A 12,732-nucleotide genomic window follows, 5' to 3' on the forward strand; every position below is an offset into this window, starting at 1 on the left:
AAGAAAAATACGTTTCAGGATGAGACATTGATGAGTACAACACGTTTCCCCAGACTCCCTCCATTGGTTCCCTCCCGCGGAGGTAAACTGAGCCAAGCCCTGTTTAAACAGCTATTTCTGGCTCAGGGCTGGCAGCTCAAAGGCGAATTCCCTAACCTGCCTAAAGCAGTAGCGATTATTTCCCCGCATACCTCGAATATCGATGCCTGGCTGGGCTTCAATGCTTTGCTCGGTCTCGGCATTCAGATCACGATTTTTGGCAAGGACAGTTTATTCCGCACACCACTTAAACCGATCCTGGAATGGATTGGTGTGGTTCCGGTTGTACGTGATACCCCTCAAGGACATACCTGACAGATTGTTGATGTCATTAATAAGACTGATCGGATCTGGGTAGGTATGGCACCGGAAGGTTCTCGCAAGGCGCCAGAAAAAATCCGCAGTGGTTTTTATCATATTGCCAAGGCAGCCCATTTGCCGATTGTGATGTTTTCCTTTGACTATGACATCAAGACCGTTCATATCCTCGGTGTATATCACCTGACAGGTGATTATGAATATGATCTGGAACAGATCTATAAGCATTATGAAGGTAAATTTTCGGCCAAAAATCCGGATTGGGTCGCCAAGCCGTTACAAAAGCTTTTGAAAAAAGACTAGGCAAAACTGGCTTTTTTTGATGTGATAGCCTGAATTTTGTTGATTTAATCGTCAGTTTTTTATAATGAAATTAGCCCGTTATGCTCTGATTGGCTGCTTGGGCTTAAGCCTTGCAGCATGTGATAAAGCTACTAAAACCCCAGCACCCTCTACTCCGCTTCAGGCTCGTGAACCTGTGGTAGCTATTGCTCTCGGTGGTGGCGGTGCCAAAGGCTTTGCCCATATCGGGGTACTTAAAGTCCTCGAATCGCATGGCATCAAACCGAAGATTGTTACTGGAACCAGTGCCGGAAGCTTCGTGGGTAGCCTGTATGCCAGCGGCAAATCTCCTTATCAGTTGCAGCAAATTGCCCTGAACTTTAAGGAATCTGATATTCGTGATTTAACCTTGAACCGTCAAGGGATTATTGCCGGACAGAAACTGCAGGATTTCGTCAATAAAAATGTGGCGAATAAACCGATTGAACAGTTCCCGATTCGCTTCGCGGCAGTGGCAACCCGCCTGGACAATGGCCGTAAAGCTGACTTTATTAAAGGCAATGCCGGACAAGCCGTGCGTGCCTCTTGCAGCATTCCGAATGTCTTTGTACCCGCTGTGATTGGCGGTACGAAATATGTCGATGGCGGTCTGGTTAGCCCGATTCCGGTAAAAACGGCCAAAGATATGGGAGCTGATATTGTTATTGCCGTAGATATTTCTGCCCGTCCGGACAGCAATAAAGCGCTCAACATGTGGGGCGTACTGGACCAGACGATTAATATCATGGGTCAGCAAAGTATCAATGAAGAACTCAGTCAGGCCAATATTGTAATCCAGCCTAAAGTAGGTCATATCGGTACGCTGGATTTAAAAGCCAGCAATGAAACCATTCTCGAAGGTGAAAAAGCCGCGCAATTAAAAATCCGTTCAATTGAAAAAGCCATCAGTGATTTTAGGCAGTCTCCGGCTGCATTCAAGCCTGCACGACCGGCAAAATTTTAATCAGAAATTTTTTATATTCATCTGCTGCAGCATCTGCTACATTGGAAGTAAATCATATAAAGATGATGATTAATTAAATACTTAGCAATATAGGTCACGATATGGAATTAGTTCTTGAACCTTGGCACTGGTTTGTATTGGGAATACTTCTTATTCTGTCAGAATTACTCCTGCCCGCTTTTGCTGCCCTCTGGTTCGGGATTGGTGCCATTATGGTCGGCATTCTGTACTGGATGTTCCCGATGATGGGACTGACCACCCAGATCCTGACCTGGATCATCCTGTCTGTTCTTTGTACCTTGCTCTGGTTCAAGTTTATCAAGCCGCTTTCTATCGACAAGACCAAAGCCGGCTTGTCGCGTGAGGCCACTATTGGCCAAATTGGCATGGTGATTCAGACCGATCTTGAACAGGATCAGATCCGGGTCCGTTTTCCGCTGCCAGTTTTAGGCTCAGATGAATGGGATTGCCGCGCTCTGGATAAAGTCCAAGTCGGAGATCGTGTCCGTGTTGTCGATATCTTGGGAAATGACCTGGTTGTACAGCCCCACAGCACTCAATATCAAAACGAAAAAGGTGAATAAATTATGTCTGCTGGCACTATCATTGTTATTGCGTTCTTGGCCTTTGTTGCGATTACCATTTTTAAGGGTGTACGAATTGTTCCACAAGGCTATAAATGGATCGTACAACGTCTGGGTAAATACCACACCACACTTAATCCTGGCCTGAATTTTGTCATTCCTTATGTAGATGAAGTGGCTTATAAAGTCACCACCAAAGATATCGTTCTGGATATTCCTTCGCAGGAAGTAATTACCCGTGATAACGCTGTCTTGCTGATGAATGCGGTGGCTTATATCAACCTGACAACTCCTGAAAAAGCGGTATACGGGATTGAGAATTACTCCTGGGCAATTCAGAACCTGGTACAAACTTCGCTACGTTCAATCGTGGGTGAAATGGATCTGGATGATGCCTTATCTTCGCGTGATCATATCAAGGCACGTTTAAAGTCCAGCATTTCTGATGATATTTCAGACTGGGGAATCACCTTAAAGACGGTTGAAATCCAGGATATCAAACCTTCTGTAACCATGCAGACGGCGATGGAAGAACAGGCAGCGGCAGAGCGTCAACGTCGTGCAACCGTCACTAAAGCGGATGGTGAAAAACAGGCCGCCATTCTGGAAGCTGATGGTCGTCTGGAAGCGTCACGTCGTGATGCAGAAGCGCAAGTCGTACTGGCAGAATCTTCACAGCGTGCGATTGATATGGTGAGTCAGGCAATTGGCGATAAGGAAATTCCTGTGGCTTATCTGTTGGGTGAACAATATGTCAAAGCCATGCAGGATATGGCCAAGTCTCCAAATGCCAAGACTGTGGTCTTGCCTGCCGATGTGCTGAATACCATCCGCGGTGTGATGGGACGTCACTAAATTTCAGAGATACTTCACAATAGGCAGCCAATTGGTTGCCTATTTTCTTTCAAAATAAGAAAATCTCAGCAAAGATTGTGAATTTATGGTTAAATTTCGCGTTTATTTTTGAAATCCTCTGGATTCGATGTTGCTTGGCTTTCGGATTAAAGTCTTTCGCATCTGTCATAATCCTTGTTTCGATCTACTGTCCAACTTAAAAATGGATACCGTATGAGCTCCCTAAATCCAACCTTAATTACCTTTCTTTTTTATATTGTCGGCATGGTCATGATTGGCCTGATGGCATACCGTGCGACAAACAACTTTTCTGATTACATCTTAGGGGGCCGACGTTTAGGTAGTTTCGTAACTGCACTTTCTGCAGGGGCTTCCGACATGAGTGGTTGGCTGCTGATGGGCTTGCCGGGTGCAATTTATCTTTCAGGCCTGTCTGAAATGTGGATTGCGATTGGTCTGATTATCGGTGCCTGGCTGAACTGGCTGCTGGTTGCGGGTCGTTTACGGGTCCATACCGAAGTCCAGCATAATGCCCTGACCCTACCGGACTATTTCTCGAACCGTTTTAACGATCAGAAAAAAGTACTGCGTGTGGTTTCTGCATTTGTCATTCTGATTTTCTTTGCAATTTACTGTGCTTCAGGCATGGTGGCAGGTGCACGTCTGTTCGAAAGTATGTTCGACATGTCTTATAGTACAGCGCTCTGGATCAGTGCGATTGCAACGATCAGTTATGTGTTTATTGGCGGTTTCCTGGCAGTCAGCTGGACGGATACCATTCAGGCAACCCTGATGATCTTCGCCCTGCTTCTTACACCAATCGTAACCATCCTGACTTTTTCAGATATGTCGCAAGTTACGCTCGCTTTGGAAGCCGCACGTCCACAGGCCATGAACTTGGTCGGTGATCTGAGTACCATCGCGATCCTGTCATTAATGGCATGGGGTTTGGGTTATTTTGGTCAGCCGCATATTTTAGTGCGTTTCATGGCCGCCGATTCAGTGAAGTCGATTCCAAATGCACGCCGTATCGGGATGACCTGGATGACGCTTTGTTTGGGTGGTGCTGTGGCCGCAGGTTTCTTTGGTATTGCCTATTTCCAGCAACATCCGGAACTCGCTGCTGTGGTGAATGCCAATCCTGAAACCGTGTTTATGGAACTGACTAAAATCCTGTTTAACCCATGGATTGCTGGTGTGGTTCTGGCGGCAATTCTCGCTGCAGTGATGAGTACGCTTAGCTGTCAGTTACTGGTTTGTTCAAGTACCTTGACTGAAGACTTCTATAAATCATTCCTGCGTAAAAATGCCTCACAAAAAGAGTTGGTTTGGGTCGGTCGTTTGATGGTACTTCTCATTGCTTTACTGGCAATCTGGATGGCTGGTAATCCTGAATCTAAAGTGCTTGGTCTGGTGGCGTATGCCTGGGCTGGTTTTGGCGCTGCTTTTGGTCCACTGATTATTCTGTCTCTGTTCTGGAAACGTATGACCTTGAATGGCGCTTTGGCAGGCATGATCGTTGGTGCATGTATGGTGATTCTGTGGAAGAATACTATTGGCGGAACAGGTCTTGGCTTTATTCCAGCCGGCATCTATGAAATTATTCCAGGCTTTATCTGTTCATGGATTGCGATTGTGGTTGTAAGTCTCTTAGGCAAAGCACCAACAGCTGAAATTACAACACGCTTTGAACAGGCAGAACGTCTGTATAACGAAAGCAAGTAATTCAATATAAAAGAAAAGAGGACTTTAAGTCCTCTTTTTTATGCTTGTTTTAAGCTGATTTCAGGAAGATTAGTTTATTAAAATCAGCTTTTACGTGTCAGCAAGAACTGGGTAATCTGCATCAGGTCATCGGCTTGACTTTCAAAATGATTCAGTGCAGTCATGGCCTGATCATGTAATTGCTGTGCATAGGCTTGGGCTTTCTCTAAACCCATCAATGCTGGATAAGTTGACTTCTCCACCTGTTCATCCTTGCCCGCCGTTTTACCCAGCACTTCTGTATCAGAAATAATATCCAGAATATCGTCCTGCACCTGGAAAGCAAGACCAATGGCTTGCCCGAATTCACGCAGTTTTAGAATTGCCACATCAGTCCCTTCAAAGATCGTCACCGCTGCCATCATGATCGCTGCACTGATCAAAGCTCCGGTTTTATTTCGGTGAATGGTTTCCAATGCTTCCTGATCAATTTTTTTGCCTTCGGCCTGTAAATCCAGTACCTGACCATTGACCATTTTCGAGGAAGCAGTCGCCAGAATCTGCATCTGCTTCAAGACAATCGCAGGTTCTACTGCAGGCCCCTGATCAAACAGACGACTACCCAGAATTTCAAACGCCATAGATTGCAAAATATCACCCGCCAAAAGAGCCGTATCTTCACCAAAAGCAGCATGACAGGTTGGCTGACCACGACGTAACAAGTCATTGTCCATACATGGCAGATCATCATGTGCCAGTGAATAGCAATGAATAAACTCGATCGCAACTGCGGCACGGCGTACCGCAGCACTATTCTGATTCGGTTTTAAAGCGGCAGTGGCATAACAGAGTGCTGGACGTACCCGCTTTCCTCCTAGCATTACGGCATGATGTACTGCCGACTTTAACGGTTCCGGAATGGAAAAGGCTTCCAAGGCAGTCATTAAATCGTGTTGAATCCGTTGTTGTGCTTGAGTTAGTGCATGGGTTGATACGTCAGTGATAGATGACACATTCGCCTCGAATACGTAGCCAGAATAATAAAATGACAGTTTATAAGTGCCTGTCTGTTATCAGGCATTGTACCTAGAATTGCATTGAATTTTCAGTCTTAAATCCAAATGTTGTTTCATAATTCTGTATTTAGACTGAAAATTTGAGGTAGAAAATCTGCATCAATAAAAGAACCACCAGAGAACTGATGGTTTTACTTAGGCTAATTTCTCAAGAAATAATTTTAAGAAAGAACATCTTCAGGAACACGCACCCAACCTTCCATTAGCACACGCGCACTACGACTCATAATGGCTTTTTTCACTTTCCATTCCCCATTTTCCTGCACTGCTTGCGCACCCACTCTTAAGGTACCGGAAGGATGACCAAAGCGGACTGATTCACGCTCCCCGCCACCTGCAACACGATTAACCAAGGTTCCCGGAATTGCTGCCGCTGTCCCAATCGCTACAGCCGCTGTCCCCATCATGGCATGATGCAATTTACCCATCGATAAGGCACGGACCAGAATATCGCTATCTGCTTCAGTGACTTCCTTACCACTAGAGGACGTATAAGTCTTTGGTGGAGCCACAAAAGCGATCTTTGGCGTATGCTGACGTGTAACAGCTTCACTAATGTCCTGAATCAGACCCATCTGTTGAGCAGCATAGGCTCGGATGGTTTCAAACTTCACCAAGGCAGCTGCATCATTATTGATATGGTCCTGTAACTCGGTACCGTTATAGCCCAGATCTTCTGCCTTTAAGAAAACTGTCGGGATCCCGGCATTAATCATCGTTACTTCAAAGCTGCCAATATTCGGTACTTCTAGCGTATCGGTTAAATTTCCGGTCGGAAACATTGAACCGCCCTCGGCATCATCATCGGCAGGATCCAGAAATTCAATCTGTACTTCGGCTGCTGGGAAAGTTACGCCATCCAGTTCAAAATCGCCTAGTTCCTGAACCTGACCATTCTGCATCGGTACATGGGCAATAATGGTTTTCTGAATATTCGCCTGCCAGATTCGCACCGTACACAGCCCATTTTCAGGAATACGTGCAGGATCGACTAGACCATTGGAGATCGCAAATGCCCCGACTGCTGCAGTCAGATTGCCACAATTACCACTCCAGTCCACAAAAGGTCGATCAATCGATACCTGACCAAACAGATAATCCACATCATGATTTTCTTGCTGACTTTTAGACAGAATCACAGTTTTGCTGGTACTTGAACTGGCACCGCCCATCCCATCAATCTGCTTGCCATATGGATCCGGGCTGCCAATCACTCTTAATAATAACTGGTCCCGAATTCGGCCTGCCTGTTGTGCAGCAGCAGGTAAATCGTCCAGTTTAAAGAACACCCCTTTACTGGTGCCTCCGCGCATGTAAGTGGCCGGGATTTTGATTTGGGCAGCGAAACTCATGAATACTTTCTTCCTCTGGCTTGTCTTTATTCTGATCAAAATTATTGAATATTTCTGAGACGAGTATAATCGGTTTAAAGCCAAGTAGCTGCCTTGCCCGACCTAAGTATAAAAAAACAGCATTTGTGTCGAGTTAAAAAAACAGCAAACTCATCAGTTACATTTTCAATAAAATTAATATATTGATTCACATATCTTTTATTCTATTTATTTTTATAATTTTTTTTTATAAATACGATAATAATATTTCATCCAGACGGGTGCTCTAGGCTTCTTATCTTTGTTCCATTACAATCTTTATACCTATTTCTTACATTGTCGGGCTGAACACTTTGAATAACGAGTCTTCACAACTTCAGCGTGGCTTAAAGAACCGTCATATTCAGTTGATCGCCATGGGCGGTGCAATTGGCACAGGCTTATTCTTAGGTTCCGCACAGGTGATCCAATCTGCGGGTCCTTCTATTATTCTTGGCTATGCCATTGGTGGCTTAATTGCATTCTTAATCATGCGTCAATTGGGTGAGATGATTGTTCATGAACCTGTAGCAGGTTCATTCAGCCATTTTGCTTATAAATACTGGGGCAAATTCCCTGGTTTCCTTGCGGGTTGGAACTACTGGATCTTATATATCCTGGTGGCTATGACCGAGCTCACCGCCGTTGCAAAATATATTAATTACTGGTGGCCTCATATTCCTGCTTGGACCTCAGTCCTGTTTTTCTTCATCGTAATTACGCTGGTCAATCTCGGCAATGTGAAATTCTACGGTGAATCAGAATTCTGGCTGTCTATTGTGAAAGTGACTGCGGTCGTTTCCATGATTGTCTTTGGTCTCTATCTGATCCTGACTGCTGATGCCTCTTCAGGAGCTTCTTTCAGCAACCTTTGGACAGCAGGCGGTTTCTTCCCGAATGGTTTTGAAGGCTTATTCTATATGCTGGCCTTCCTGATGTTTGCCTTCGGTGGGATTGAACTGATCGGGATGGCGGCAGCAGAAGCTGAAAATCCAGAAAAAACCATTCCAAAAGCGATTAATCAGGTCGTATTCCGTATTCTGGTATTCTATGTAGGTGCATTGACCATTCTATTGTCTTTAGTACCTTGGAATCAGTTAGAGCTTGGCGGCCTAGATAAAAGCCCGTTTGTGATGATCTTCAGCCAGCTGGGGATTGACTGGGCAGCACATCTGCTGAACTTCATCATCCTGACAGCGGCACTCTCTGTTTATAACAGTGGTATGTATGCCAATAGCCGTATGCTTTATGGTCTGGCACAGCAAGGTAATGCCCCTAAAATCTTCAAGACTGTGAACAAACAAGGGGTTCCTATTCCTGCAGTACTGTTCTCTGCCCTGCTGATTTTCGGCTGTGTACTCCTAAACTACTTTGTTCCTGAAGATGCCTTAAGTCACCTGATGTATGTGGTGGTAGGTGCATTGGTACTGAACTGGGCCATGATTAGCTTGACCCACTTCAAGTTTATGCAAAGCATGAAGCAGTTAGGACAAAAGACCAGTTTCCCTGCATTGTGGTCACCTGCAAGTAATATTCTGGTTTTAGCTTTCATTGCAACCATTCTTTACATCATGTGGACACAAGGCTTTAAAGAATCAGTACTGATGCTTCCGATCTGGGTAGTGATCATGTTTATTCTGTTTAAGGCACTGCGCCCTAAGAATTAATCAAAAAATCTTTTAATCGATGATTTTTAAAGTTATTGCTGCGGCAATAACTTTTTTTTTGCATTTTTTACAGTACAATAGCCTTCTTTTCGCGCCCTTAGCTTAACTGGATAGAGCAGTTGCCTCCTAAGCGACCGACGTGGGTTCGAGTCCCGCAGGGCGCACCATCCTTTCAAAATGTGATCTATACTTCAAAAAATTAGCGTTAATCTTCATATTTTTAGAATATTTTTTATACAAAAAATCATTTTTTCTCCATTATTTTATTTCTTTTACTTTCAAATACTTATTTTAAAATACAGCTATTTTTTGGTGCAAAAACTCTATTTTGGTGCTTTTTTAGACTAATTAGTTTTTTCTAGAGCATTTACTCTTATTTTAATTGTGCTATTTTTGTCACATGGAGTAACAAATGATTGCGGATAAATACCCGAAATCTCCAAGAATTTAATAAGTGCAAACAACAACGCTAGATATAAATTTGTACCTCAAGGAAAGACGTAAATGAAATTAAAAACATTAACTACTGCAATGATTCTCGCAACTGTACCAATGACGGGTGCATTTGCTGCGGCAATGGACCGTTCAGGCCAATCTATTGCAGCCTTCCTACAACCTGGTAACTATTTTGAAGCAGGTATTTCTGTTTTAGATGCAGATGTCTCAGGACAAGAAGCTGGCGAATTAGACACACGTCGTTCAATTAGCGATATGGCTGACAGCTATTATTTTCCTCATGCTGCATTAAAATTACAACTTACAGATAAGTTTTCATTTGGTCTCTTATATGACCAACCTTTTGGTGCAAATGCAGAATATAGCGGTAATAACGCTTTTGTATCTCAAGGAACTGACCAAGTTCTCACTCCATCAAGTATCGCGAATATTACTCAAAATTCAGTTAGTCAATTAGTGCAAGCAGCTGGAGCTAGTTTTGCTCCAGCTTTGACTGCTGTTACAGCAGCTGCACCAGCAGGCACTCCACAGCAGAGCTTAGTACTAGGTGCTTTACAGCAAGTTGCTGCATCAAATCCAATCGTTGCAGCAGGCTTACAACAATTACAAGGAACTCAAACTGCTTTAGTGAATGCTAATGCTGCATTAGGTCAAGGCAATACTGAGGTTGAGGTACATACACAAAATCTTAGTTTTGTTTTTGGCTACCAACCAACCCAAAACTGGAATATCTATGCAGGACCAGTATATCAAACTGTTAAAGGCGACTTAAAATTACGCGGACAGGCATATAGTATTTTTAATGGCTATGATGCAAATTTCAAAGAGACAGGAGACTTAGGATGGTTAGCAGGTATGGCTTTCCAAATTCCTGAGATTGCCTTAAAAGCTTCTTTAACTTATCGCTCTGAAATCGACCATAATGCGAGCACTACTGAAAGATTATCAGTTTTAAATAATCCTCTTGCTGCTGCATCAGTTACAGGACTCTTAAATGGTTTAGGTGTACCAACTACTTATACAGATGCAATGACTGAATCTGGTAAAACCAAAATTACTACTCCGCAATCTGTAAACTTAGACTTCCAAACAGGTATCATGGCAGATACCGTAGCATTTGCTAATGTACGTTGGGTAGAGTGGTCTAATTTCTCTATTCGCCCATACCAGTTTGGTAAAATAAGTGAAGCTGTTGGACAATTAGATTCTGTGAATCGTCCAGATGGTTTCCACGTAGTTGAATATGATAAAGATCAATGGTCTGCAACAGTAGGTGTAGGTCGTAAGCTTTCTGAGCAATGGGCTGGGAATGTCTCTGTGGGTTGGGATTCTGGTGCAGGTAATCCAGTTTCAACACTTGGACCAACAGAAGGTTATTGGAATGTTGGTTTAGGCGTTCAATTTAGTCCTACTCCAGCTACATTTATTGCTGGTGGTGTGAAATACTTCTGGTTAGGTGATGCAGAATCACAAACTGCAGCTCAAGTCGGTGAAGATAACCGTATTGTTGGTGACTTCAGCGATAACCATGCAATCGCATATGGCTTAAAAATGGGCTATCGCTTCTAATTCCTGATAGTTAATAAAGACCACCTTCGGGTGGTTTTTATTATCCCAATTATATTTTTATACACCTGTATACTATTCGATGCTTTTATCACCAATCAAATTTTGCCTAAATTTTGTTTTTAATATATTTTGATAAAAATTATTATTTGTTTATTTTCATTAAGTTAATCAAAAAAATATAGTATAAATACTCTAAGCAATCATTTTTTATAACCGCCATAGTTCATTTCTTGGACGAAGTGGAGCATTTACTCTTTTTAAATTTGTGTTACTTTCCCACAACTTTTATTAATATTTATGCAACATTGTCAAGGATGAGCCATGAAGCTTAAGCCAATCTCTATCGCTATTCTTCTTTCTAGCCTGCCTACTTCTCTCGTGTTCGCTGCCGGTTTAGACCGTTCAGGCCAGTCTATTCAGGCTTTTTTACAACCTGGTAACTATGCGGAAGCGGGTATTTCTGTTTTAGATCCAGAAGTTCAAGGTAAAGACAATGCCGGCAATAAAGTCAGCGATATGGCTGAAGATTACTACTTCCCTACTGCTGCTATAAAAATTCAGGCAACTGATAAAATATCTCTGGGTTTACTTTATGACCAGCCATTTGGAGCTGACGCTCAATATGCGCCTGAATCTAATGCTTTTGCTACAGTAAATACCAATACTGGTGTATTGGAGGGCACTTCTGTTGAAGTAAAAACCAATAGCATTACAGCACTTATAGGGTATCAGCCAAATGAGAACTGGAATGTTTATGCCGGACCTGTCTATCAAAGCGTAAAGGCGAAAGTCTCCCTACGTGGTACAGCTTATAGAGGCCCGCAAGTTCTTGGCGGTTATGATATTGACCTTAAAGAAAGTGAAGCTTACGGTTGGTTAGCTGGTTTTGCATATTCTATTCCTGAAATTGCCTTAAAAGCTGCTGTGACTTATCGCTCTGAAATTAAACATGAATTAGATACCACAGAAACCTTCGGTTTTGGTACAGATGGGGCTTTATATATTCCTGGATTAACTGGCACATTATTGGGTAAACCAGTAATTCCAACTTACCATAAAGCGGAAATTACTACACCACAATCAGTCAACATTGACTTACAGTCAGGCATTGCAAAAAATACCTTAGCCTTTGCTAATATTCGCTGGGTACATTGGGATCAGTTTGGAGTAAAACCTGCTTATTTATCTCAGCTAACTGGCGCACTCACCGGAAAACAGCAGAATCTTGTCGATTATTCAGATGATCAATGGTCTGCAAATGTGGGTTTAGGTCATAAATTTAACGTTAAATGGTCAGGCTCTGCTGCTGTAGGTTATGACTCTGGTGCAGGAAACCCGGTAACCACCTTGGGTCCAACTGAAGGTTATTGGAGTGTCGGTCTAGGCGGCCAATACAGCCCTGCAGAAAACTATTTTATCCAGGCTGGGGTTAAATACTTCTGGCTAGGAGATGCACAAGCACAAACAGGTGGTGAAGTAAAAGGTAGCTTTGAAGACAACCATGCCATGGGTTATGGCCTAAAAATCGGCTACCGTTTCTAAGCAATAAAGAGTTTTACTCTAATAAAAAAAGGCACCCTTTGGTGTAATGCCAGTCAGTTAAGAGATTGACTGGCATTTTTTTGGGTATTTCTGTGGTTTCCCTTTCACAACTCGTGCGTAGTTTCTACTTCTTTTTTTCAGTAAAACATACCTTTTAGATTTTTCCATTAAACTTTCTAGATGTTTAGGCAAATTACCTGCGGAAGCCAAAGAATCAAACTTCAATAGGTTAAGGATAGCAATAGAGGTAATATGAAAGCTCATTCT

The 12,732-nt window shown here is 43.0% G+C and carries 9 protein-coding genes, 1 tRNA gene and 2 pseudogenes; 9 read left to right on the forward strand and 3 right to left on the reverse strand.

Annotated features, from left to right (window positions below; genetic code table 11):
* Positions 1-30 precede the first annotated feature (30 nt).
* The 5 genes and pseudogenes from FTV12_RS10080 to putP all read left to right on the forward strand — a co-directional run bounded on the left by FTV12_RS10080 (position 31) and on the right by putP (position 4,806).
* A pseudogene (locus FTV12_RS10080) lies at positions 31-660 on the forward strand (1-acyl-sn-glycerol-3-phosphate acyltransferase).
* A gap of 64 nt (positions 661-724) precedes the next feature.
* Entirely contained in the window at positions 725-1,642 is a 918-nt protein-coding gene (locus FTV12_RS10085; RefSeq protein ID WP_180033980.1) for a patatin-like phospholipase family protein, read from the forward strand.
* Positions 1,643-1,743: 101 nt separating this feature from the next.
* Positions 1,744-2,226: an NfeD family protein gene (locus FTV12_RS10090; protein ID WP_004783073.1), complete on the forward strand. Its 483-nt coding sequence runs from the start codon at positions 1,744-1,746 to the stop codon at positions 2,224-2,226.
* A gap of 3 nt (positions 2,227-2,229) precedes the next feature.
* The gene (locus FTV12_RS10095) at positions 2,230-3,081 is read left to right on the forward strand and encodes an SPFH domain-containing protein (protein ID WP_005234507.1); all 852 of its coding nucleotides are present in this window, start codon (positions 2,230-2,232) and stop codon (positions 3,079-3,081) included.
* Between the two features lie 213 nt (positions 3,082-3,294).
* Positions 3,295-4,806 (forward strand): sodium/proline symporter PutP, encoded by a 1,512-nt coding sequence (putP, locus tag FTV12_RS10100; protein ID WP_180033981.1) that lies wholly within the window; start codon positions 3,295-3,297, stop codon positions 4,804-4,806.
* An 83-nt stretch (positions 4,807-4,889) separates the two neighbouring features.
* On the opposite strand, the gene FTV12_RS10105 is transcribed toward putP, so the two are convergent.
* Complete coding sequence (locus tag FTV12_RS10105; RefSeq protein ID WP_180033982.1) at positions 4,890-5,798, reverse strand: polyprenyl synthetase family protein; 909 nt, start codon at positions 5,796-5,798, stop codon at positions 4,890-4,892.
* 224 nt (positions 5,799-6,022) lie between these two features.
* Complete coding sequence (gene prpF / locus FTV12_RS10110; protein ID WP_180033983.1) at positions 6,023-7,213, reverse strand: 2-methylaconitate cis-trans isomerase PrpF; 1,191 nt, start codon at positions 7,211-7,213, stop codon at positions 6,023-6,025.
* A gap of 332 nt (positions 7,214-7,545) precedes the next feature.
* Here prpF and FTV12_RS10115 point away from each other — a divergent pair, with 332 nt between their 5' ends.
* From FTV12_RS10115 to FTV12_RS10130, 4 genes are all read left to right on the forward strand, one after another.
* Positions 7,546-8,898 carry an amino acid permease gene (locus tag FTV12_RS10115; protein WP_179993356.1) on the forward strand — a complete coding sequence of 451 codons (1,353 nt, stop codon included), beginning with the start codon at positions 7,546-7,548 and terminating at the stop codon, positions 8,896-8,898.
* 91 nt (positions 8,899-8,989) lie between these two features.
* Positions 8,990-9,065, forward strand: a tRNA-Arg gene (locus FTV12_RS10120).
* A 337-nt stretch (positions 9,066-9,402) separates the two neighbouring features.
* Positions 9,403-10,923, forward strand: a complete 1,521-nt coding sequence (locus tag FTV12_RS10125; protein ID WP_179993355.1) for an outer membrane protein transport protein — start codon at positions 9,403-9,405, stop codon at positions 10,921-10,923.
* A 321-nt stretch (positions 10,924-11,244) separates the two neighbouring features.
* Positions 11,245-12,465: an OmpP1/FadL family transporter gene (locus FTV12_RS10130; protein ID WP_180033984.1), complete on the forward strand. Its 1,221-nt coding sequence runs from the start codon at positions 11,245-11,247 to the stop codon at positions 12,463-12,465.
* Positions 12,466-12,522: 57 nt separating this feature from the next.
* On the opposite strand, the pseudogene FTV12_RS16430 reads toward FTV12_RS10130, so the two are convergent.
* A pseudogene (locus FTV12_RS16430) lies at positions 12,523-12,732 on the reverse strand (DDE transposase); the annotation flags it as partial.

The sequence above is a fragment of the Acinetobacter sp. YH12233 genome, from assembly GCF_013417725.1.
Taxonomy (GTDB): Bacteria; Pseudomonadota; Gammaproteobacteria; order Pseudomonadales; family Moraxellaceae; genus Acinetobacter.

What these genes read in the sequence shown, in the direction of transcription:
- FTV12_RS10085 (WP_180033980.1), top strand. Translation starts at nt 725, where the DNA reads ATGAAATTAGCCCGTTATGCTCTGATTGGCTGCTTGGGCTTAAGCCTT.
- FTV12_RS10090 (WP_004783073.1), top strand. Translation starts at nt 1,744, where the DNA reads ATGGAATTAGTTCTTGAACCTTGGCACTGGTTTGTATTGGGAATACTT.
- FTV12_RS10095 (WP_005234507.1), top strand. Translation starts at nt 2,230, where the DNA reads ATGTCTGCTGGCACTATCATTGTTATTGCGTTCTTGGCCTTTGTTGCG.
- putP (WP_180033981.1), top strand. Translation starts at nt 3,295, where the DNA reads ATGAGCTCCCTAAATCCAACCTTAATTACCTTTCTTTTTTATATTGTC.
- prpF (WP_180033983.1), bottom strand. Translation starts at nt 7,213, where the DNA reads ATGAGTTTCGCTGCCCAAATCAAAATCCCGGCCACTTACATGCGCGGA.
- FTV12_RS10125 (WP_179993355.1), top strand. Translation starts at nt 9,403, where the DNA reads ATGAAATTAAAAACATTAACTACTGCAATGATTCTCGCAACTGTACCA.
- FTV12_RS10130 (WP_180033984.1), top strand. Translation starts at nt 11,245, where the DNA reads ATGAAGCTTAAGCCAATCTCTATCGCTATTCTTCTTTCTAGCCTGCCT.